At 66.0% G+C, this 21,576-nt stretch carries 24 protein-coding genes; 8 read left to right on the plus strand and 16 right to left on the minus strand.

Annotated features, from left to right (window positions below):
• Positions 1-60: 60 nt before the first annotated feature.
• Both KRR38_RS23890 and KRR38_RS23895 read right to left on the minus strand, forming a co-directional pair.
• Entirely contained in the window at positions 61-1,845 is a 1,785-nt protein-coding gene (locus tag KRR38_RS23890) for a thiamine pyrophosphate-binding protein (protein WP_217405956.1), read from the minus strand.
• A 65-nt stretch (positions 1,846-1,910) separates the two neighbouring features.
• On the minus strand, positions 1,911-2,552 hold the full coding sequence (locus KRR38_RS23895) for a nitroreductase family protein (RefSeq protein WP_217405957.1): 642 nt from the start codon (positions 2,550-2,552) through the stop codon (positions 1,911-1,913).
• A 109-nt stretch (positions 2,553-2,661) separates the two neighbouring features.
• On the opposite strand from KRR38_RS23895, the gene KRR38_RS23900 reads away from it, so the two are divergent.
• Complete coding sequence (locus KRR38_RS23900) at positions 2,662-3,153, plus strand: methylated-DNA--[protein]-cysteine S-methyltransferase (protein WP_217405958.1); 492 nt, start codon at positions 2,662-2,664, stop codon at positions 3,151-3,153.
• On the opposite strand, the gene KRR38_RS23905 is transcribed toward KRR38_RS23900, so the two are convergent.
• The 7 genes from KRR38_RS23905 to KRR38_RS23935 are packed head-to-tail and all read right to left on the minus strand — an operon-like array spanning position 3,150 to position 9,374.
• Positions 3,150-4,076, minus strand: a complete 927-nt coding sequence (locus KRR38_RS23905) for a histone deacetylase family protein (protein WP_217405959.1) — start codon at positions 4,074-4,076, stop codon at positions 3,150-3,152. The genes KRR38_RS23900 and KRR38_RS23905 overlap by 4 nt on opposite strands.
• 42 nt (positions 4,077-4,118) lie before the next feature.
• Positions 4,119-4,994 (minus strand): SDR family oxidoreductase, encoded by an 876-nt coding sequence (locus KRR38_RS23910; RefSeq protein WP_217405960.1) that lies wholly within the window; start codon positions 4,992-4,994, stop codon positions 4,119-4,121.
• Between the two features lie 34 nt (positions 4,995-5,028).
• Positions 5,029-6,264: a hypothetical protein gene (locus KRR38_RS23915; protein ID WP_217405961.1), complete on the minus strand. Its 1,236-nt coding sequence runs from the start codon at positions 6,262-6,264 to the stop codon at positions 5,029-5,031.
• Positions 6,265-6,266: 2 nt separating this feature from the next.
• The gene (locus tag KRR38_RS23920) at positions 6,267-7,076 is read right to left on the minus strand and encodes a sugar phosphate isomerase/epimerase (protein ID WP_217405962.1); all 810 of its coding nucleotides are present in this window, start codon (positions 7,074-7,076) and stop codon (positions 6,267-6,269) included.
• Complete coding sequence (locus KRR38_RS23925) at positions 7,076-8,254, minus strand: sulfotransferase (RefSeq protein ID WP_217405963.1); 1,179 nt, start codon at positions 8,252-8,254, stop codon at positions 7,076-7,078. The genes KRR38_RS23920 and KRR38_RS23925 overlap by 1 nt, the downstream gene beginning before the upstream one ends.
• Positions 8,251-9,177 carry an LLM class flavin-dependent oxidoreductase gene (locus tag KRR38_RS23930; protein ID WP_217405964.1) on the minus strand — a complete coding sequence of 309 codons (927 nt, stop codon included), beginning with the start codon at positions 9,175-9,177 and terminating at the stop codon, positions 8,251-8,253. Before KRR38_RS23930 ends, KRR38_RS23925 begins: the two co-directional genes overlap by 4 nt.
• A 32-nt stretch (positions 9,178-9,209) precedes the next feature.
• A complete protein-coding gene (locus KRR38_RS23935; protein WP_217405965.1) occupies positions 9,210-9,374 on the minus strand; it encodes a hypothetical protein in 165 nt (54 codons plus the stop codon).
• A gap of 105 nt (positions 9,375-9,479) precedes the next feature.
• Here KRR38_RS23935 and KRR38_RS23940 point away from each other — a divergent pair, with 105 nt between their 5' ends.
• Positions 9,480-10,610: a helix-turn-helix transcriptional regulator gene (locus KRR38_RS23940; RefSeq protein ID WP_254514953.1), complete on the plus strand. Its 1,131-nt coding sequence runs from the start codon at positions 9,480-9,482 to the stop codon at positions 10,608-10,610.
• Here KRR38_RS23940 and KRR38_RS23945 read toward each other — a convergent pair.
• Positions 10,607-11,503, minus strand: a complete 897-nt coding sequence (locus KRR38_RS23945; protein ID WP_217405966.1) for a LysR family transcriptional regulator — start codon at positions 11,501-11,503, stop codon at positions 10,607-10,609. The genes KRR38_RS23940 and KRR38_RS23945 overlap by 4 nt on opposite strands.
• Positions 11,504-11,537: 34 nt before the next feature.
• Here KRR38_RS23945 and KRR38_RS23950 point away from each other — a divergent pair, with 34 nt between their 5' ends.
• The 5 genes from KRR38_RS23950 (at position 11,538) to KRR38_RS23970 (ending at position 16,946) form a co-directional block, all read left to right on the plus strand.
• Complete coding sequence (locus KRR38_RS23950) at positions 11,538-13,898, plus strand: arylsulfatase (RefSeq protein ID WP_254514954.1); 2,361 nt, start codon at positions 11,538-11,540, stop codon at positions 13,896-13,898.
• A 228-nt stretch (positions 13,899-14,126) separates the two neighbouring features.
• A complete protein-coding gene (locus KRR38_RS23955; RefSeq protein WP_217405967.1) occupies positions 14,127-14,885 on the plus strand; it encodes an SDR family oxidoreductase in 759 nt (252 codons plus the stop codon).
• Between the two features lie 12 nt (positions 14,886-14,897).
• Positions 14,898-15,650 carry an SDR family oxidoreductase gene (locus KRR38_RS23960; protein ID WP_217405968.1) on the plus strand — a complete coding sequence of 251 codons (753 nt, stop codon included), beginning with the start codon at positions 14,898-14,900 and terminating at the stop codon, positions 15,648-15,650.
• 25 nt (positions 15,651-15,675) lie between these two features.
• Positions 15,676-16,497: an SDR family NAD(P)-dependent oxidoreductase gene (locus tag KRR38_RS23965; protein ID WP_217405969.1), complete on the plus strand. Its 822-nt coding sequence runs from the start codon at positions 15,676-15,678 to the stop codon at positions 16,495-16,497.
• 44 nt (positions 16,498-16,541) lie between these two features.
• The gene (locus KRR38_RS23970; RefSeq protein WP_217405970.1) at positions 16,542-16,946 is read left to right on the plus strand and encodes a GFA family protein; all 405 of its coding nucleotides are present in this window, start codon (positions 16,542-16,544) and stop codon (positions 16,944-16,946) included.
• A 3-nt stretch (positions 16,947-16,949) separates the two neighbouring features.
• On the opposite strand, the gene KRR38_RS23975 is transcribed toward KRR38_RS23970, so the two are convergent.
• From KRR38_RS23975 to KRR38_RS23985, 3 genes are read right to left on the minus strand one after another with little or no spacing between them, the layout of a single operon-like run.
• Positions 16,950-17,534 carry a glutathione S-transferase family protein gene (locus KRR38_RS23975; RefSeq protein ID WP_217405971.1) on the minus strand — a complete coding sequence of 195 codons (585 nt, stop codon included), beginning with the start codon at positions 17,532-17,534 and terminating at the stop codon, positions 16,950-16,952.
• A 2-nt stretch (positions 17,535-17,536) separates the two neighbouring features.
• A complete protein-coding gene (locus tag KRR38_RS23980; protein WP_217405972.1) occupies positions 17,537-18,346 on the minus strand; it encodes a sugar phosphate isomerase/epimerase in 810 nt (269 codons plus the stop codon).
• A 10-nt stretch (positions 18,347-18,356) separates the two neighbouring features.
• Positions 18,357-18,824: a nuclear transport factor 2 family protein gene (locus KRR38_RS23985; protein ID WP_217405973.1), complete on the minus strand. Its 468-nt coding sequence runs from the start codon at positions 18,822-18,824 to the stop codon at positions 18,357-18,359.
• A gap of 108 nt (positions 18,825-18,932) precedes the next feature.
• On the opposite strand from KRR38_RS23985, the gene KRR38_RS23990 reads away from it, so the two are divergent.
• Positions 18,933-19,382: a VOC family protein gene (locus KRR38_RS23990; protein WP_217405974.1), complete on the plus strand. Its 450-nt coding sequence runs from the start codon at positions 18,933-18,935 to the stop codon at positions 19,380-19,382.
• Here the strand turns inward: KRR38_RS23990 and KRR38_RS23995 are convergent.
• Genes KRR38_RS23995 through KRR38_RS24005 form a run of 3 tightly spaced genes read right to left on the minus strand, consistent with a single transcriptional unit; the run spans position 19,379 to position 21,567 of the window.
• Entirely contained in the window at positions 19,379-19,813 is a 435-nt protein-coding gene (locus KRR38_RS23995) for an EthD domain-containing protein (protein ID WP_217405975.1), read from the minus strand. The genes KRR38_RS23990 and KRR38_RS23995 overlap by 4 nt on opposite strands.
• Before the next feature lie 14 nt (positions 19,814-19,827).
• Positions 19,828-21,048, minus strand: a complete 1,221-nt coding sequence (locus tag KRR38_RS24000) for an amidohydrolase family protein (protein WP_217405976.1) — start codon at positions 21,046-21,048, stop codon at positions 19,828-19,830.
• Positions 21,049-21,051: 3 nt separating this feature from the next.
• A complete protein-coding gene (locus KRR38_RS24005; protein ID WP_217405977.1) occupies positions 21,052-21,567 on the minus strand; it encodes a VOC family protein in 516 nt (171 codons plus the stop codon).
• Positions 21,568-21,576: the final 9 nt, after the last annotated feature.

Here is a 21,576-nt window from a genome sequence, read left to right on the forward strand (position 1 = left end):
GGGTTTGCCGGGAAGCAATCCATAAGCCTGGCTGATGGCGGACCCTTTATTTCTTATAGGTCAGTATCCGCTGCCTTGCTCCATCGGCGCGCTGTCGGCCTTGGCCGCCGGCGCGCTGCTCGCACCGGGAACGCCTAGGAAATCGCCGTCCTCGCCGTACCAGGTGCGGAATTCTGCGAAGCCGGGCAGGCCGGCAAAGCTCTGGTTGGCCGAAGCATCCACCTCGACATGGACCAGTGCGGGTTTGCCCGAAGCGAGCGCACGCGCGACCGCCGGGCCGATGTCGGCGACCTTGTCGACATATTCGCCATGCGCGCCAAGGCTCTCGGCGGTCTTATCGAGGCGGACGTGGTGGTTCCACTTGGCCTCGGGCGTGGAAGTGTCGTTGCCGTAGTTCGCCTTGTACGAGGCGACTTCGATACCCCAGGCATGGTCGACCGCGACCACCACCAGCAGCGGCAGGTTCTTGCGTACCGCGGTCTCGATCTCTGCGATATGGAACAGCACCGAGCTGTCGCCGGTCAGCAGTACGACGCGGCGCTCGGGGCCGACGGCGATCTGTGCGCCGACCGCATAGGGAAGGCCCGGCCCGATCGCACCATAGTTCGAATTCCACATGGCATCGCGCGGGGTGATCTGCAGCAGCGCGTTGAACCACATTGCCGAAGCGCCGCCGTCGCGGACGATCACGGCGTCCTTGGGCAGCATCTTCGTGGCTTCGATCGAGAGGCGGCCGGGATGGATCGGCTCGCCCGCAGGGATCGATTCCACCAGCGCGCGCTTCTGCACTGCATGGCTCTCGGCCCAGCCTGCCATTTCGGCCGGCGCGGTGCGCTGCAGGTTGCCGAGCGCTCCGGTCAACTGCGGCAGCACCGCCTTGAGATCGCCGACCAGCGGCACGTCGATCGGGCGGTTGACGCCGATCGCGGTGGGATCGCGCTCGATGTAGATCCACTTGCGGTCGGCCTTGCCTTTGGCCCAGTGGCGCCCCCGGCCGTAATGCATGGCCTCGCCGATCTCGGTGCCTACCGCCAGCACCACGTCGGCTCGTGCCACGGCCTCGGCCGCCGCGTCGGAACCGTAGGGGAAGCTCACGCCGTCCATGCCTTCGAGCACGGCATCGACCGCCGTCGTGGATACGATCGGGCAGGCGAGCTTCTTGCCCAGTGCAATCAGATCGGCATGCGCGCGCGAGGCGAAGGCGCCCTGGCCGACGAGCATGATCGGCTGCTCGGCCTCGGTCAGCAGCCGGACGGCCTCGGCCAGCGCGGTGGTGCCGGCCTCCTGGTTGACCAGACGATAGCGGTGCGGCGGCGGCGCGGGCGGCAGGTCGAATGTCGCGGCCATGACCGACAGCGGCAACTCGACCATGGTCGGGCCGGGCACGCCCGACAGTGCGCGGCGGAACGCCTCGTGGAAGATCTCGTCGGTCTGCTCGGGATATTCGATCGTGCCGATCCACTTCATCGCACCTTCGAACAGCGCGGGCTGTGGCATGTGCTGCATCTTGCCGCGGCGGACGCGCTGTTCGTAGAAGCGCTGGCGCTGCGCCATGATGAACACGGCGGGCACGTTCTCCTTGGCGAGATAGGCCGCGCCCGCGGCGATGTTCGCGACGCCGGGGCCTTTGTTGATGCCCATCACCGCGGGCTTGCCGGTCATCCGGTAATAGCCGTCGGCCATCAGCGCGCCGGCCTGTTCGTGGTGCGGCGCCACCAGCGTCATGCCGCGCTTTTCGGCTTCGAGGAACATCGCGAAGAAGCTGGGATCGGGAATGCCGAACACCGTATCGACGCCTTCGGCCTGGAGCAGGTCGACGATGCGCTCGTGCATCTTGCTGGGCATGGCCAGGAATCCTCTCAAGATAATGTATACGATTCGTGCCCGTTAGCGGGGAATCGCGGGTCTCGTCAAAACCCGTTGTAAGTCAGCACTTCCGAAACCGGCTTGCGCCAAGCCCTCTTGAAATCGGTGCCTATCGTATAGGCGACGGGGAAGAAGCCGACCTGGGTATACTCGTCTAACGGAATGCCGAGGAGTTCGGCAATCTCCTTCTCGCGCCGGCTGGTGACCGTCGCCCAGATCGAGCCGAGCCCGCGCGAGCGTAGCGCCAGCATGAAGCTCCAGACAGCCTGGACGATCGAGCCCCACATCGATGCCTGGTCGACCACGCTCTTGCCCTCGACACGGCCCGGCATCAGCGGGATCAGGATCGCGGGCATCGTGTCGAGCTTCTCGACCAGGGCGAAAGCGGATTCGAGCAGCTTGTCCTCGCGCGGATCGCTGCCGGAAAGGTAGCGGACGCTGGGTACCGCGCCGCTGCTCAGCACACCCATCGCTGCGCGGTATTCGTCCGCGAGCTTGCGGACCATTGCCGGGTCGTCGACGACGATCCAACGCCAGTCGTTACGATTACTGCCGTTGGGTGCCTGGAGCGCGAGTTCCAGGCATTCCTCGATCACCGAGCGTGGAACGGCCCGCGTCGTGTCGAGCCGCTTGCGCACGGCGCGGGTGGTGGTGAGGATCTCGTCGAAAGTGAGGTCGAGCTTCATCGCGGCGTCCTTCCCGGGCTTGTCGCAGCCACTATCGCATTGACCGCAATCCCCGGGAAGCGGGCGCGGCCAATTCCTCGCATAGGCCTGGCATGATAGGAGACAGACGATGACCTATGCTTTTAAGACCATGCCTTCGCCGGTGGGTGAGTTGACCTTGGTGGCGAGCGACAAGGGGCTGACCGCGATCCTTTGGGAGAACGATGATCCGGACCGCGTTCGGCTGGCCGACAGGACCGAACAACCGGCCCATCCGGTGCTGGTCGAGACAGCACGTCAGCTCGATGAGTATTTCGCCGGCAAGCGCTCCGCATTCGACCTGCCGCTCGATTTCCATGGCACCTATTTTCAGAAGCGCGTCTGGGCGCAGCTGCTGGCGATCCCGTTCGGCGAGACGCGCAGCTACGGCGAGATCGCGCGGGCGCTCGGCCAGCCCACCGCAAGCCGGGCTGTCGGCGCGGCCAACGGCAAGAACCCCATCTCGATCGTTGCGCCGTGCCACCGCGTTGTCGGCACCAATGGCTCGCTCACAGGCTTTGCCGGCGGGCTGGAGGCTAAGCAGCGGCTGCTGGCGCTCGAAGGTCTGGAGTTCGGGCTCTAACGCAGCGCGTCTACATGGGCGGCGGCGGACTCGGCCAGAGCTTCGAGATCGTACCCGCCTTCGAGCAGCGAGACGATCCTGCCCTGCGCGTGGCGCCCAGCGAGCGCGACCAGTTCGCGCGTGATCCAGGCATAGTCCTCGGTCTCGAGCATCATTTGGGCCAGCGGGTCGCGGCGGTGCGCGTCGAAGCCGGCCGAGACGATGACAAGCTCTGGCGCGAAAGCGTCGAGCGCGGGCAGTAGCACGTCTTTCCATGCCCGCTGGAACTCGGCGCTGCCGCTGCCGGGTGCGAGCGGGGCATTGGCGACGTTGTGCGCGGTTCCCTGCTCGCGCGCACTGCCGGTGCCCGGATAGCATGGGCTCTGGTGGCTCGAGGCGAAGAACAGGTTCGGATCGCTCCAGAACTCTTCCTGCGTGCCGTTGCCGTGGTGGACGTCGAAATCGGCGACGGCGATGCGGGTCAGCCCCCAGCGGTCGCGCGCGTGGTGCGCGGCGACGGCGACGTTGTTGAACAGGCAGAAGCCCATCGCGGTGGCCGGGCGGGCGTGATGGCCGGGCGGACGCACCGCGGCGAAGGCGGCTTCGGCTTCTCCCTGCATGACCATGTCGACGGCACGGATCGCGGCACCAGCGGCGCGCAATGCGGCCTCGATCGAGCCGGGCGAAATGATCGTATCGGCGTCGAGCGCGGCGAGCGTGCCTTCGGGCACTTGCGTGGCCAGCAATTCGCGCACGTAGTCGGCGTCATGGACGCGGGCGAGCTGTTCGGCCGAGGCTTTCGGCGCCTGTTCGCGCAGCAGGTCGGGGAAGTGTGCCTCGGCCAGTGCGGCCTGCACCGCGCGCAGGCGGTCGGGCCGTTCGGGGTGGCCCTCGCCGGTGTCGTGATCGAGGCAGGCCTCGTGGGTGATCAGCGCGATCGGCATGGTCGGACTATGCCTGCGCAGGCCGGGAAGGTCGATGCGGATTCAGCCCGCGGCGCCGACCACTTCGGGCGTGCCGTGCTCGGCTTCCCAGGCCTCGATGTCGTCGAAGCAGGCCTCGATGATGCGCGAATAGGTCTCGCGGAAGGTCTCGCGCTGCTCGGCGTGGTCGAAGACGAAGGGGCGGTTGCGGCGCACGGCTTCGAGCACGATCGGCGCGACGCTTTCGGGCGAATAGAACGGAACGTGGTTGTCCTGGAACGATTCCTCGGGAACCTGCAGCGGCGCGTCGCTGGGCCCACCGAAGCGTGCCGGGCGGTAGGACGAATTGCGTGTCCCCATGCCGGTGGAAACCCCGCCGGGACAGTAGGTGGTGATGCGGATGCCGTGGCGTTCCACTTCCATCGCCAGGTTCGTCATCAGCCCGATGATGCCCATCTTCGCGCCAGCATAGACGCAGTGCACGGGGATCGATCCCGGCATCAGTCCGGCGACCGAGGACGTCGCGACGATGTGGCCGCCGCCCGCGGCGATCATGCCCGGCAGGAAGGCGCGGACAGTGTTGAGCACGCCCATCATGTTGACCTGGACGATCCAGTCGACGCTGTCGTCGGTCATGTCTTCCAGGCGGTCGAAGCATGTCGCGCCGGCATTGGCGAACAGAAGCTGGATCGGCCCGAAGGCGGCCTCGGCCTCGGTGCGCATCGCCTGGATCGCGCCGCGCTCGCAGACATCGCAGGCGATCGCGATGGCCTGGCCGCCTGCAGCGACGATCTCGGCCGCGGTGCGGCGGGCATTGTCGATCATGATGTCGGCGATGACGACTTTCACGCCTCGGCGGGCGAGTTCCTTGGCCAGCCCCATGCCGATGCCCGTCCCGCCGCCCGTGACGACGGCCGCTTTGCCGGTGATATCGGTCATCCACCTCTCCCACTCCTCCCGGTTCCGGGGAGGATCAGATTCCGAAGCGCAGCTTGATCGAGTGGTAGCGATCCTGCAATTGCCGGGCGCGCTCTTGCGGCGTGACCACGGCGGTACCCTGGGGCAGCGCCGCCAGCACCTCAGCGCGTTTGACCAGTCGAGTTCGGAAGGTCGCCGGGTTCTGGCTCATCAGGTTGCGATAGCCGAGGTTGCCGTCGGAAAAGCCCTGCGTATCCAGCCAGTTGTGCACGCCCGGATCGTCATGGGCGATTACGAAACGGACGACGTTATCGCTGTCTACCTTGGTCCGCGCCGGCGAGAAGCTGGTCGAGCGATACATGTAATCCATCGACTCGACGAAGACCGCGTTCATGCCGAACAGCCAGAAGCCGTCGTGCATGTCCATCTCGACGATCAGCGCCTCGTCGGGCTTCAACGACCAGATCATGTTTGCCGCCATCCGCCCGCGCTTGGCGTCGGAGGCGTCGTTGGCGTTCTTGTCGGCGGGGAAGACGTTGAGCTGGCCCGGATCGCAGACCCCGCCCGAAGTCATCCAGCTATGCTCGGGCCAGTCGCGCATGATGCCGGAAACGAAATCGCCTGCCCACTGGAACGCCTCGATCATCCGCTGCGGCGTGGGCATCGGCCTGGGCGCATCCATGCCGATGCGTTCGATCGAGAGCGTGGTCGGCGTCTCGAACCACTGGTCAAAGGCCTCGCGGATGAACAGCTTGCGGCTGCCGGGCGTGGTCGGCACCCAGTTCTCCGGCCGTTCGGGCCCGCCGATGTAGAGCTCGAAATTGCCCTTGGCATCGGTTTTGATCTGGTGGCCGAAGATGTTGCTTTCGGGAATGTCGCCGAAGGGCTCGTGCAGCGGCGCGAAATCGGTGCCGGGGATCTTGGCCGGCTTGGGCCCCTGCACGGTCAGGTTGAACCAGCGTGCCGTGCCCTTCTTGCCGGTGATCTTGTAGGCGTGCTCGCCGCTGATCCAGGCTTGGCGATAAGTGAAGTCCGAAACGTCACCGCCGAGCTTCATGTAGGGGTGGGTGAAGTAGTGGATCTGCGGATAGGCTGGGTCCTTGGTCTCCAGCGCGAGCGGGAAAGCCTGGCCCAGGTTCTGCGTCAGGAAGCGGAAGGCATCGGCGCGCAGCAGCGGATGGGCGGGATTGGCCTCCTTGAAGGCACCGTCGCCCGCGGTTTTAAGCGCGTCGCAGAAGGCGTGCCAGCCGGCGCGCAGGGTTTCGTCGTCACGTCCGTCGCCATATGCCATGATCAGGCTCCGAGTTTTGTGAGAATTTCCGAGAGGTTTTCGGCCGCCCGCTTCGAGGCCGCGCGCGGGCCTTCCTGCTCGATCCGCGGCCCGATCAGTTCGAGGTCGAACACGCCTGTGTAGCCGAGTTCGAGGATGGTCCCGAGCAGCCATTCGATCGGAACGACGCCGTCGCCCACCACGGCGCGGTTGGGCGTGAAACGGTCACCCAGCACATAGTCGCATACCTGGACGAGCCCGGTGAGCGGCATGGCACGGCGGAACTTCTCCTTGAGGTCCGCTTCGTACCAGCAGGCATTCAGCTCGATGCAGACGCCGATCCCGGCGATCTCCGCGAGCCGGACCGTGTCGTCCAGAGTGTGCGCGATGTGCATATCGGCGTTGAGCGGCGAAGCGCTTTCGACCGTCAGCAGCACGCCCTTCTCGCTCGCTGCGGGCAGGCATGGCGCGACCAATTCGGCAAAGCGCTCCGCCGCCGCTTCCCACAACAGCGATCCGCGCCCGCCGCTCACCAGATAGATCACCGGCGCGCCCAGCGTCGCGGCGATGTCGATCGCCTTGAGAAGCTTTTCGGATTCCTCGTCGCCGACGCGGTCGAGACTGGATCCCATGGCAATCGGATGATTGACGACTGCGGCGCGCGGGCCGCCTGCAGCGAGCGCGGCCTGCGCTTCTTCGACGCCGCCGGGCTGCATCAGCAACGGTGTGACCAGAGTCATGTTCGGCACGCCGATCTCGCGGCAGTACCCGATGAACGCTGCCGTGCTTTCCCGCACGAAGGCGACCTGGTGGAGGTTGACGCGCGGGTGCATCACCGCTTCTCGATCTCGACGCCGAAGCGCTCGCGGAATTCTCGAAATTCCTCGTTCAGTTCGTCGATGTCGAAGCCGGCGTCGACCAGCGTCTGCGTCGAATACTCGAACTTGCCGTGGCGATCGCCCTTGTTGTTCGCCAGGTAGCCGCGCATCGCGGCCTCGGCCTGCGGGGTCAGCTCGCGGCCGGCGAACTCGTAGTAGCCGCGGATCGTGCCGATCGGATCGGCGACGAAATCCTTGTAGCGGACGTGGTGGATGCGCGGATCGTGGATCAGCGGGTTCGACATTGTGTTCCGATGGCTCATCCGCATCCGTTCCATATGCATCTTCGCCTCGGCGACCATGTCGATCTTGCCGACGATGCCTTCCATGATGTCGCGCATCATCGCCGTGCTCGATGCGGCGACCTGCACCGGATCGCGGTGCAGCCAGACCAGCGTCGCGTCGGGATAGGTCTCGAAGAATTCCTCCAGGCGATGGCCATGGAAGCCCTTGAGCACCCAGTACTTCTTGGGCCGCTTATACTGCAGCGCCTGGAGCATCATATTGTGGATGCGGTTCTGCGCGGCGCTGTCGGTCGGCAGGCCCAGCGAGAGGTTCTGCATCGGCACGCGCCACCAGCCGGTCGGCGTCATCACGCGAAAATCGAAGGCCCAGGTGCGTTCGTCTTCGGGCAGGCCGTCGCCGAGCATGTCGTTGTAGGGGTGGCAGTGCAGCCACTTCCACATCTTGGTGTTGATCTCGCGCCATTCCTCGTCGGCCAACGCCTCGCGCGGATCGATGCCCTGCCGCTCGATGCCGGTGACGGTGCCAGGGGGGGGCGAGGGATGCATGACCTCCCAGAAGCGCAGCGCGCGCGCATCGGGATCGACGCTCATCAGCGCGTGCATCAAGGTCGTGCCCGAGCGCGGCTCGCCCGTGGCGAACATCGGGCGGTCGATGACCTCCTGATCGAGCGGATAGAGCTTGCGGTCGTTGAAGAAGTTCAGCCGGTCGGTCAGCAGCCAGTTGATATTGTCGGCCGCAGCCTGGCGGCCGGCCGCGTCCATCGGGATGCCGTTGATGTGGTTGACCGCCAGGCCGAGCCGCGTCTCGAAGCTGTCGTCGCCCCAGTCGGACAGGCCGGTCTCGGCCTTGGCGCGGTTCAGCAGGTCCTGGGCATTCAGCTCGCTCACGCGGTCTCTCCGCAGAGTCGCATGACCTCGTCCTCGACCTCGATCACCTTCTGCGCCGACTTGGCGGCGAACTTGGCGCCGGCCATGCCGCCGTAGTCCATCACCTTGAACACGCGCATGCCGGCATCGACGAAGCCCTTGAACTTGGCCGCGACCTCCTTGACCGTTCCGACGGGGAAGATGTCGCGGATCGCCTGGGTGTCGAGCGCGTCGCAGAACTCGATGATCTTCTCGCGCGACAGGCGCACGGGATCGAAATCGTGGATGCCGCGCCAGGTGTCGCCCATCGGGTGCTTGTAGCCGAACTGGCGCAGGTCCTCGGCGGTCTGCATCAGGATGATCGACTTGACCATCGGCTGCTGCAGCATCTCGGCGCATTCCTCCTCGTCGCCGATCAGGCATATCTGGGTCAGCGCCGGCACGAAGTGCGACATGTCGCGGCCTACGGCATCGCCCGCGTCGAGGATGACCTTGAGCTTGGTCGCATAGTCCTCAGGCGTATAGGTGCCCGCCGGCCACCAGCCGTCGGCCTCGCGTCCGGTGATGCCCAGCATGCGCGGACCGACCGAGCCCATCCAGATCGGCGGCGCCTTGCCTTCGTAGAGTTCGGTATCCATCCGCGCGTGTTCGAGGTGATAGAACTCGCCTTCGAAATCGACCTTGCCCTCGCTGTGCCAGAGCAGCTTGATGACCTTGATCGACTCCTCGAGCCGGCTGACGGGCTTCGAGAAGTCGAAGCCGTAGGGCACCGTATTCTCCAGCTCACCTGAGCCAAGGCCCAGGATAAAGCGGCCTTTCGACAGGTGGCTGATCGTCAGCGCCGACTGCGCCAGCAGCGAGGGGTGGCGGCGCACGGTGTCGATCACGCAGGTCGCCAGCGGCACGTTCTTGGTCAGCACCGCCGCCGCGGCCGAAACCGCCATGCCGTCCAGATGCCGGTGAGGGCTGGGCGAGGTCAGCGCCAGGTCGGTGAATTCGGGCGTCCAGATCGATCGGGCCAGAAGCTGACCATGTGATCGGGCAACCAGATCGAGTGGTAGCGGCCGGAATCGTACTTCTCCGCCATGTCGATGCCGAGCGGAAGCGTGGTGCGCAGGAAAGCTGCGGGCTGGACTTTCATGATGACGACTCTCCCCGGCGCCGTTTCGCGCGCGTTGTTTGCCGCAGCTTAGTCGGATAGAGGCGATTCGGAAGTAATTCCCATTTGGGGATACGGAGGCGGATCTTGATCTCCAGGGCTGAGGAATTGTCCGACCTGATCGCGCCACTGATCGAAGGGATCATGCAGGAGCCGTTGTGGTCTGGCTTCACTGAGCAACTGCGCCGGCGGCTCAGCGCCGACTATGTCAGCATTGTCTTCAGGCCGCTGCCCGACGGATCGCCGGGCAACCGGCTGATCCATCTCTACACGGGGCAGGCCTGGCCCGACGAGGTGAATCGCCGTTTCCGCGAGAAGCTGCGCGGCGAGGATCCGATGCCCTATCACGATCTTGCAGCGGGCCGCGTCTATGCGCTGAACGAGCTGCTGACTTTCGGCGATCCCGAGCACGACCGCTACCGCCTGCAACTGCTGACGCCGGGTGGGATGGAATTCATGCGGATGATGCGGATCGAGGAAGCCGGCGGGGTCAGCGCCTGGCTGACGGTGTCACGGGCCGAAGGAGAGTTCACCGCCGAGGACGACGCGCTGATTGCGGCCATCGCGCCGTTCTGGCGGGCCGCGCTGACCAACTACGTCGCGCTGGAGCGCGAGCGGGTCACGGCATCGGTCGCCAACGAGGCGATCCGGCGGCTCAATTTCGGCTGGCTGACGCTCGACGCTGGCGGCCGCATTCTCGACAGCGATGCCCATGCTGCGGGCATGCTCGCAGCTTCGGACATGCTGCGCCGCGGGCCGGGCGGGCGGCTGGTCGCGCGCGACGCCGCGGTTACCCGCGAGATCACCCAGGCGATCCAGGCGCTGGTGCGGGAACCCGCCAGGAGTTTCGAAAGTCCTCGGCCGCGCGCGATCGTGCTCAGTCGCGAGCCCTGGCTCGACATGCTGCTGGTGCCGTCGAACCTGCGCACGGGCACGACGCGCGCCGCGCCGGCGCTGGTCGCCTATGTCCATGCCGACAACTGGTCCTCGGCCGACCGCTGCGACCAGCTCGAGCAGATGTTCGACCTGATCCCCAGCGAAGCGCGGCTGGCGCTGGCGCTCACCCGCGGCATGTCGATTGCCGAGGCGGCGGGGGAACTGGGCCTGACGGTGGAATCGGCGCGGACCTATTCGAAGCGGATATATGCCAAGACCGGTGCGCGCGGGCAGGCCGATCTCGTCCGCTTCATCCACCGCAGCGTACTGGCGATCGCCTAGCTCGCGGCAAGTTCCTCGATCATTTTCCGGACTTCCTCGGCTGCCGCGACGGCGGCAGGAGAGCGGGTGCGGCCGCGTTTGAACACCAGGCAGATGTCGCTGGAGGTGGCCGGCAGGTCCGACACGTCGAGCTGGATCATTCGGCCCGCGCCCAAATCCTCGCGAAGGAAGGCCGGCGAAGACATCCAGACGCAATCGGTCTGCAGCACCGTCTCGCGCAGGACGTGGAAATTGTCGCAGACGAGCGAGCCGGCATTACCGATGCTGCTGCCGGGCGTCGGCTCGACCGCACTGGCGACGGGGTAGTTCTCGAGATCGTCCAGGGTAACCCGGCCGGCATGGGCCAGCGGATGATCGGCGCGGACCATCACCCCGATCTCCAGCCGGCCGATCTTTTCCAGTTCTGTGCCGGGCATGCGCCCGAGGTTCCAGTTGTTGCCGAGGATCATCTCGATCCGGTCGCCCAGCAGTTCGGCGACGAGCTGGTCCGGCGCGCGCGTTAGGGTGAAGATCTGCAGTCCGGGATAGGCCTGGAGCAGCGAACGGGTCAGCCGCGGCAGGAACAGGCCGGTCAGAAGCGGGCCTATGCCGAAGGCGATCCGCCCTGCCTGGCCGCCCGGATAGCGCCTGAGGCTGCGCTCGAGGTCGCCGGCGGCGGCGAGCAGTTTCTTCGCCTGGTCGATGACGAGCAGGCCGGCCGCCGTCGGATGGACGCCGCCGCGGCCGCGGTCGAACAGGACGACGTCGTGGCGCGCCTCGAAAGCGGCGACGCTGCGGCTCAATGCGGGTTGGGTAATTCCCTCCTCCTCGGCCGCGCGTGAGAAGCTCTGGTTGCGCGCGACGGCGACGATGTGGCGCAGGCGGGTCAGGTCCATCGCATTACCGTAGGGCATGTAATCATAGCTTGATATGCATTGGACATCATCTTTGCACGAGCCCTATCTGCCCGCCGAACCCCGGGGGACGATGATGATGCGACGGCTCAAGATCTTGCTGACAGCGACGGCGCTCGCGGGCGGTGTGCAGGCACAGGCCCAAGAGACGCGTACGGTGTTGCCGATCCCTGCCGCGCCGTTCACCGGTACGATTGCGGAAAACGTGCTCGATGCCAAGGGCACGCCACCTTCGCCAGTGCGGGCCCCGCAGGGTGCGCCCAACGTCTTCCTGATGATGAGCGACGATGTCGGCTTCGCCATGTCGAGCGCTTTCGGCGGGCCGGTGCCGACGCCCAACTTCGAGCGGCTCGCCGCCCAGGGCCAGCGCTACAACCGCTTCCATACCACCGGCATCTGCTCACCCAGCCGCGCCGCGCTGCTGACCGGGCGCAACCATCACAACGCCGGGGTCGGCTGGCTCAGCGACGTGCCCTCGCCATTCCCCGGCTATGGCGGGAAGATCGGCCCCGAGACGGCGACGATCGCGCAGGTGCTCAAGCTCAACGGCTACAACACCGCGATGTTCGGCAAGCATCACAACGTTCCGACGAATGAACGCAGCGAGGCAGGACCATTCGACGCCTGGCCCACTGGGATCGGTTTCGAATACTACTTCGGCTTCCCCTATGGCGACAGCGACCAGTATTCGCCGATCCTCTATCGCGGCATCCAGCGGGTCGAGAACGACGATGCAAAGGGCGACCTGCTCGACAAGCGGCTGGCCGACGACATCATCCGCTGGGTCCACAACCAGAAGGCCAATGCGCCGGACAAGCCGTTCCTGGTCTATATGGCGCCGGGGTCGACCCACGCCCCGCACCAGGCACCGCCCGAATACATCGCCCGCTTCAAAGGCAAGTTCGATGGCGGCTGGGATGCGGTGCGCGATGCGACCTTCCGCCGCCAGCTCGCCGCCGGCGTGGTCCCCAAGGGCACCAGGCTCACGCCGCGCCCCGCCGAGATTCCCGCCTGGGACAGCCTGACCCCGGCGCAGAAGGCCTTCGCCGCGCGGACGATGGAAGTTGCCGCGGCACAGCTCGTCTATCAGGATGAGCAGATCGGTCGCGTGCTGAACGAGCTCCAACGGATGGGCGAACTCGACAACACGCTCGTCGCGATCATCGAGGGCGACAACGGCGCCAGCGCCGAGGCTGGCCCCAAGGGCACGATCAACGAGCTGCGCGGCATGGGCGTGCACGACGAGGACGAGGCCTGGATGCAGGCCAATACCGACAAGCTCGGCGGCCCCGATACCTACGAGAGCTATCCCGCCGGCTGGACCTGGGCGATGAACACGCCGCTGCGCTGGACCAAGCAATATGCCTCGTTCCTGGGCGGTATCCGCAACGGCATGATCCTGTCGTGGAAGGGCCATGTCGCGCATCCGGGCGCGATCTGTGGCCAGTTCGCACACCTCAACGACATGGCGCCGACGATCCTCGACGCGGCGAAGCTGCCTGCGCCGACTAGCGTCTATGGCGTGGCGCAGAAGCCGATGGACGGAGCGAGCCTACTGCCCAGCCTTGCCACCTGCGACGCCGCCAAGCCGCGCACGCAGTATTTCGAGATCGGCGGCAAGATCGGCCTCTACCACGACGGCTGGTTCCTCTCGGGCGACGACGGCCGACTGGCCTGGGAGAGCCTGCCGCCCGGCGGTGCCAGGGCCGAGACCAAGTGGTCGCTTTACGATCTCACTAGGGATTTCTCCCAATCGACCGATCTCGCCGCGAAGGAGCCTGCGCGGCTCCAGTCGATGCTGGACCTGTGGAAACGGGAAGTGACGCGCAACAATGTCTATCCGCTCGATCACCGCTTCGGCACGGCGCGGGCTATGGCATCGATGCGGCCCGGCCCTAAGCACTGGGACTTCTGGGGCAAGGACGTGACTCTGCCGGCGATCGGCGGGCCGCTACTCATCGCACGCAGCTTCACGATCGAGGCGGAGCTCAAGCTCGATAGCGCCGCCGCTTCGGGCGCGGTAATCGCGCTCGGCAGTAAGTTCGGCGGCTGGAGCCTTTATCTCGACCAGGGTCGCCCGGCCTTCGTATGGGCACGCTCGACCGATCCCAAGGAGATCAGCCGGCTGACCACCGACAAGGTGCTGCCGCAGGGCGCGGCCAAACTGCGCATGCGCTTTGCGGTAGAGAAGATGGGCGGCCCGGCGACGGTCACGCTGAGTGCCGATGGTGCCGAGCTTGGCCAGGTCAAGCTTCCCGGCAGCGTCCTGATGCCTTCGGGAAATGGCGAAACGCTCGACATCGGCCGCGATCTCGGTGTGACGGTGACCGACTACCGGACGCCGCACGGCCGGATCGAGGGCGATATCCCGCATGTGACGATTGACTTCGACTGAGGCCAATGCCTGCATGATCGCTTTGCCCGGTCGCCCGACGCGGCCGGCATGTCGGATTCCATTGCGCGCCGCGCGGCGCCTGAATAGGATATATTCGCTCGTCGGCGTTGCCGTGCCGGACGTGTTGAACACCTGTTCAGCAAAAGGATTGACAGCGCGGGCGCAATCGACAAGGAAGCGTCGCACGAGGCGTATTGGATACATTCCAGCGCTGGGCGAGGAAGAGGCATGGCGCAGTCACTGACCGGAAAAGTCGCGCTCGTCACCGGCGCATCGTCGGGAATCGGCGAAGGTGCGGCGCTGGCCCTGGCCGAGGCCGGTGCACTCGTCGCCATTTCCGGACGACGTCAGGACCGCCTCGACTCGCTGGTCGGCCGGATCGAGGCGGCGGGCGGCAAGGCTCTGGCGCTTCCCGGCGACGTCTCGGTCGAGGAGCAGGCGCGCAAGTCGGTAGAGGATACCGTCGCCCATTTCGGCCGCATCGACATCCTGATCAATTCGGCGGGCGTCAACGAGCAGGGCGGCGTCGAATCGCTGCCGCTCGAGCAGTGGCGCCGGCTTATCGACATCAACCTGATGGGCACGATCTACACCAGCCGCATCGCCTTCCCGATCATGAAGGCGCAGGGCGCAGGCGACATCGTCAACATCTCGTCGACCGCCGGCCGGCGGTCGGGCGCGGACTTCGCCGCCTATTCGACCAGCAAGTTCGGCGTCACCGGCTTCACCGAGGCGATGCGCCAGGAAGGCGGCAAGGCCGGCATCCGCGTCTCGATCATCGAGCCGGGCGCTACCGCTACCGAGATCGCCGAGAGCCTGACCGACCCCAAGTGGCGCGAGGCGATCCACCAGCACACGCACAAGGACGGCGCGATGGAAGTGGCGGACATCGTCGATGCCATCATGCTCGTCGTCCAGCTGCCGCGCCGCGCCAACGTCACCCGCATTCTCATCCAGCCGACGATCGACGTCGCGCCCATGCCCTAAGCCAGAGGTATCATGTCCCAGTCTCTCTCCGGAAAAGTCGCGCTCGTCACCGGCGCATCCTCGGGCATCGGCGCAGGCGCCGCGCTGGAGCTGGCCAAGGCCGGTGCTACGGTCGCGTTGTCCGCCCGCCGGGCTGAACGGCTGGCCGAACTCGTCGCGCAGATCGAAGCGCTCGGCGGCAAGGCTCTGGCTCTCCCCGGCGACGCGACGGTCGAGGCCGAGGCGGTCAAGGCGGTCGATGATACCGTCGCCGCGTTCGGCCGGATCGATATCCTGATCAATTCCGCCGGCGTCATGCAGGCCGGCGGCATCCAGGGCGTCGACATCGCCGAATACCGCCGCGTCTTCGACATCAACGTCTTCGCCACGCTCTATTCATGGTCGGCGGCGGTGCCGCATATGCTGAAGCAGGGCGGCGGCGACATCATCAACATCACCTCGCTCGCGGGGCGCAAGGGCGGGCCCGAGACCAACGCCTACTCCGCCAGCAAGCACGCGGCCAATTCGATGACCGACGCCATGCGGCAGGAGCTTGGCGGCAAGAACATCCGCGTCGCCTATCTGATGCCCGGCGCGACGAGCACCGAAGTGGCCAGCGGCATTTCCAATCCGAACTGGCGTAACGCGATCGCGGCGCACGTGTCGAAGGACGGCGCAGTGCAGCCTTCGGAGATCGGCGAGACGATCGTCTTCATGCTCGCGATGCCGCGCCACGTGAACATTTCCGAGATCACGGTTCGCCCGACGATCGACACCACCGCCTAATCACGAACACTAGAGAGGATACGTCATGGCTGGAAGACTGGAAGGAAAGATCGCCGTCATCACCGGCGCGGGATCGGGCATGGGCAAGGCCATGGCCGAGCTGTTCTCGGCCGAAGGCGCGAACCTCGTGCTCGCCGACATCAGCGGCAAGCAGGAAGAGGTCGCGGCCAAGATCAACGCCGGCGCCAACGTCCGCGCCGTGCCCGTTCACTGCGACGTCTCTAACGAGGCCGACGTCCAGAACATGATCGCCACTGCCGAGAAGGAATTCGGCCGGCTCGACATCCTCTGCAACAACGCCGGCTTCGGCGGGCCGATGGCGGCGCTGCACGAACAGACCAGCGAGATCTGGGACAAGGTTCATGGCACCAACATCAAGGGCGCCTGGCTCGGCATGAAGTACGGCATTATCTCGATGCTGAAGACCGGCGGCGGCTCGATCGTGAACACGACCTCGGCTTCGGGCGTGGTCGGGTGGAAGCACCACTCGGTCTACGGCGCGGCCAAGGCCGGCGTGAACCAGCTGACCAAGACCGCCGCGCTCGACTATTCGGACAAGAACATCCGGATCAACGCGATCGCCCCGGGCACGATGTGGACCGGCCTCGTCGGCGCCTCGCAGCAGTTTGCCGAGCCCCCGGCCGACTTCCCGACGCTCGCCGGCATCCCGATGGGCCGCTGGGGCCTCGCCAAGGACATCGCCAATGCCGCGCTGTTCTTCGCCAGCGACGAGAGCGCCTATGTCACCGGCACGATCCTGCCTGTCGATGGCGGTTACTCGATCGGTTTCTCGGGCATGGGCGCCGAGCGTCCCGGCATGACGACGGTGAACAAGGACGGCAGCTGACCCTTGGGCTAAGTTCCCCCGGCGAATCGAAAGGGAGAACGGGCATGGACGCCAAGGGAAGCTGTCATTGCGGATCGGTCGGCTACGCCATCTCTGGCGAGCCGATCTATCACGCGCTGTGCCATTGCTCGGACTGCCGCCGCGCGACTGGTGCGCCGGCGGTGTCCTGGGCGCTGTTCCCGCAGCAGGCGGTGACGATCACCGGCGAGACCAAGACCTATGTCTCGTCCGAGCAGGGCCGCCGGCACTTCTGCCCCGATTGCGGTACCAGCCTGTTCTATACCAATGAAGCGATCTTCCCCGGGCTGATCGACGTGCAGAGCGCGACGTTCGAGGATCCTGGCGCGCTGCCGATCCAGGTCGAGGTCCAGACGGCCGAACGGATCGGCTGGATGCCGCCGGTGCACGGAGCGGCGCAGTTCGAGCGCTATCCGGCGGCGCCGGAATAGCGTTCAGCGCAGTTCGGCTGTCCGCTTCCAGGCCGGGCGCGCGGTGACGCGTTCCAGATAGCCGCGGATGTTCGGCAGGCCCGAAAGGTCCAGCCGCTCGGCAAAGCGGGGCAGCAGGTTCATCACGTCGGCGGCGGTGAACTCGTCGCCCGCGAAGTAGGCCGCCTCGCCGAGCCGCGCCTCGACCATGGTCATCACGCGTTCGCTGCGCGTCGGGCTGGGCCCGGCCGGGATGTTCGCGGCATTGGTGATGTGTTCGATCATGAAAGCCGGGACCATCGAGCCGTTGGCGAAGTGGAACCAGAACAGATAGTCGGCGAAGTTCGCCTGGTCGGGGCCGAGGATCAGCCGGCCGCCGCCGTGCTTGCGGCAGATATATTCGACGATGGCGCCCGACTCGCCGAGCGTGAGGCCGCGCTCCTGGATGACCGGGGCGGTGCCGAAAGCGGTGAGCGCCTTGTATTCGGGCGGGGCGGCCATGGACGGCTCGCGGTCGTAGCTCTTGAGTTCGTAGGGCACCCCCAGTTCCTCGCAGAGCCAGATCACGCGGTCGGACACCGAATTGCGCAAGTGGTGGATCGTCAGCATCGTCATTCTCCCTGCATCAGCGCCTGCGCCTGCGCGACGCAGCGGCTGAGCCTTTCTTTGGGGCCGATCCCGGCATCGGCTTCCGAGCGGATCGGCACTTCGAGGCCGACTACCACGCCCAGTGGCACATGCCGCAGGAAATCGGCCAGCGGCAGGTCACCGTCGCCCGGCGCGCGGCGTTCGTAGAGCGCTTCCTGCATGTAGTCGTCGATTATGGCAGGCATGGGTACGTCGTTGAGCTGGATATGGCCGATCACCGCCGGATCGAGCGCGGCGAAGTCGGCCACCGTCCCGCCGAAGCGGAAGAAGTGCATCGTATCGATAAGCAGCTTGAACGAGGGGTGCGCCACGGCGGCGAGCGCGGGCAAGGCCTTGTCGAGCCGGCGCAATCCGCCGGCGCCGAGCTCGGTGGTAGTAACGAGGCCGCATTCGGCCGCAAGTTCGGTCAGTCGGGCGAATTCGGCATGGGTGCGAGCCACGTCGCGGTCCATGCTGACCGTGCAGATCGCCCGGGCTCCCAGTCTGGCCACCGTGTCGAGATCGCGTTCGAAGTCTTCGACGCTGGTATCGGGCAGGATCGCGAAGCCCTCGACCAGGCCGAGCGTGACGCCGCTGTCCGCGAGCGCCGCTTTCATTTCGCGCTGGAGCGCCGGATCGTCGCGGAACGACAGGTCCGGGTAGATCGACAACCGGTTGGCTGGGCGGCCGAGGTTCAGCGTGACATGGCTGCAGCCGAGTTCGCCGGTCAGCCGGATCAGCTCGACCGGATGCAGCCCGAACGTGCTCAGGCATTCGATGCCCAAAGGACTCATCGCGGCGGATTCACGCGGTGCCGTCGATCGCCTTGGCCATCAGGCAGGCGTCGAAATAGCAGGCGCGCCATTCGATGACCTTGCCGGCGCGGAAGCGGAAGACCTCGCAGACCGGGAAGCTGGCCCGGATCCCGGCTTCGGCCGTGCGGAAGGTGATCGTCTGGTAGAGCACGCAGAGATCGCGCGAGGCGAGCACGGCTTCCATCACCGCCTTCATCTCGGAGAAAGTGGCCGAGAGCTGGGCATAGGCTTGCCTGGTCGCTTCGAGTCCGCGGTGCTCGCCGCCGTAGGGCAGGCACGAGGCTTCGTAGAAGGTTACCTCGGGATCGTAGATGTCCCAGAAGGCGTCGAAATTGCCGGCCTCGATCTGTTCGAGCGCGCCGACGAGCAGGGCTCGGTTGGCCTCGGCCGTCGCGTCGAAGCCGGGGTCGTTGCGGAAGTCGAGCACCATCGCCTGGTTCGGATCGGCCGTGTCCATCGTCTCTCTCCCTTGCCGTTGGCGCAAGAGTGGCGGACTCGGCGGTGGCGCGCAAAGGATTTGACCGTCCTTCGCCTCATCCCGATGATCGCGGTGAGGAGAGCGGCGATGGCGGTCTACAATCATACCGGGCAGGTCGTGTCCGATCCCGAACGGTCGATGCGTTTCTATCAGGAAGTGCTGGGCTTCCGGTATTGGTGCCAGGTCAGCCCGGACGATGCCGGCGTCGCCCGGCTCTGCACGCTGCCGCCGCCGTTGGGCGTCACCGCCTATTACCTGACGCTCGACGGCTTTGTGCTGGAACTGATGCACTATGCCGCTCCGGGCGCGCAGGTGCCTTACCGTCCGCGCACAATGAACGAGCCGGGGCTGACGCACCTGTCGATCTCAGTTGCCGATATTCGCGAGACCGCGCGCAAGGCGGTGGAACGGGGCGGCACGGTGATCGAGGAAAGCGACCTCGGCGTCGCCCTGATGATCCGCGATCCCGATGGCCAGCTCATCGAGCTTCTGGACGAAGGCTTCGGAGCCAGTCGCCCGCCGCGGCCGGCGGGCTAGTCCCAACGCGGCTTGCCGTCGGGCGTGTCGAAGACGGTGCCTTCGGGCTTGAACGTGGTGCCGATGTCCTTGACCTCGCAGGCGATCGTCATCGTCGCCGTGCGGTCGATGAAGCGGTCCTCGTCCTCGCGGAACAGGTGGTCCTTGTCGGGCTCCTGCATGATCCGGTAGATTTCGTGCAGCGCCGCCTCGTTGGGCAGGATCCATTCGGAGATCAGGTCCCAGTTGGCGTCCTGCTGGCGATAGCCGCTGCCCTCTTGCCTGGAATCGCCGCCGAACCAGGCCTCCTCGATGTAGTTGCGCCGGTATTCGGTGAACAGATGGCCGCAGAACTTCAGTGCCATGGCCGCGTGCGAGCGCTCGAAGTGGGCCTTGAACTCTTCGTGCGTCATGTGCGGCTTGCGCTTGATGAAATGCAGCACCTTGTACATCGGCGGTCGTCCTCTCAGCCCAGATTGTCTTTCACTGCATCGCCGCCCTTGAACACCGCTAGAATTTTCGCGGGGTCTTGCAAAACGGTGATGTCGGCCGCCGGATCGCCATCGACCACGACGAGGTCGGCGAGCTTGCCCGGTGCAATCACGCCGGCTTCGGTCCCCATCGCCTCGGCGCCATGTTTGGTCGCCCAGCGGATCACGTCGAGCGCAGGAATGCCGATCTCGTTGACATAGAGCGCCAGTTCCTCGGCATAGCGGCCGTGAGTCAGGCTGAAGGCGCCATAGTCGTCGCCAATCAGCAGCTTGACTCCGGCGGCATTGGCCTTGGGCAGGATCGCAGCCATCGCGTCCCAGTCGGCACGCATCGCCTCGGCGAAAGGCTGGCCGGCCATGATCTTCATGACCTCCTTGGGGAACAGCAGGCTGGGCGTCAGGAAGGTGCCGCTTTCCACCAGCTTTTCGAGGCAGAGGTCATTCAGACCGTCGCCGTGGTCGACGATGTGGACGCCGAGCTTCACGGCCAGCAGCGTCGCCTCGGCGCTGGCGATATGGGCACGGACCTTGCAGCCGCGGTCGCGCGCGACTTCGACTGCAGCGGCGAATTCGGCATCGGTGATCTCGCGGATCGCGCCGGTGCCGCCGGTGGCGTGGCCGCCTGTGGCGAACAGCTTTACGATCTCGGCGCCGTCCTTGATCTCCTCGCGTACCGCGCGGCGGAAATCGTCGGCGCCGTTGGCGGTGTTGACCCCGCCACGCGCGCCGAGCTGCCACCAGGCCGGGAAGGACAGGTCGGCGCTGAATCCGGTCGAGCCGACGTCGCGGCTGCCGGCGATCATGCGCGGGCCCTGGATCGTGCCTTCGGCGATGGCGACCTTCAGCGCCGGATCGATACCGTGCGGCGTGCCTGCGCTGATCACGCCGGTGAAGCCGCAGTCGAGCGCGGTCTTGAGGTTGTGCGCGGCGCGGATGGCCTGGAGCGCGGGGCTCGCCTCGAAGCCGATCGGCTTGCCGGTGCTGCCCGTCCGCCAGTAGCCGGCGTGGTAGTGGCCCAGGATCATCCCTGGCATGATCGTCTTGCCGGCAAGCTCGATCAGCCGGTCATCGGGGTGGGCATCGATCGGCCCGGCGGTCACCGCGGTAATGCGCTCGCCTTCGACAACGATCGTCGCCCGCCGCGCCGCCGTGTCGCCGTCGAGCAGGCTGGCGTTCTGAACAACCAGCCGCGCCATGGCTCAGGCGTCCAGGTCGGGCATGGCGGCGATCGGCTTGATCGCTTCGTCGATCCAGAGGAACTCGGTGTAGTGGCCAAGCCGCTTGCGGGTATCGACGTAACAGAAGCAGACTTTGTCGTCCGGCGTCGGTTCGGGCGGCATGAGGAAGGCGAAATCGTCGCCGCTCTCGCGCACTTCGGCGAGCAGTTTAAGCCAATTCTCGAACGGCCCGCGCACCGCTATGGCGATGTGGTGGTAGTTGATGATGTGCGCATCGAGATCGACTTCGTCGGTATAGACCTCGATCGCGCCCGAGATCGGCTGGATCAGCTCGAACTGGTTGCGGCCGATGTTGGCCATCGCCGCGCGGATCTTCAGCGGACGCATCTTGCCGAAGGACTGGACCTCGATGTCGGCCTCGGTCGTGCTGAATTCGGTGATGCCCAGTTCTTCGCGGCAATGGGCCATCGCCGCATCGAGATCGCGCGTGATGTAGCTCATCTGGAACAGCTCGCCGTAGCGCGCGGCAATGGTCATGACATCCCT

It is taken from the genome of Novosphingobium sp. G106, assembly GCF_019075875.1.
GTDB lineage: Bacteria > Pseudomonadota > Alphaproteobacteria > Sphingomonadales > Sphingomonadaceae > Novosphingobium.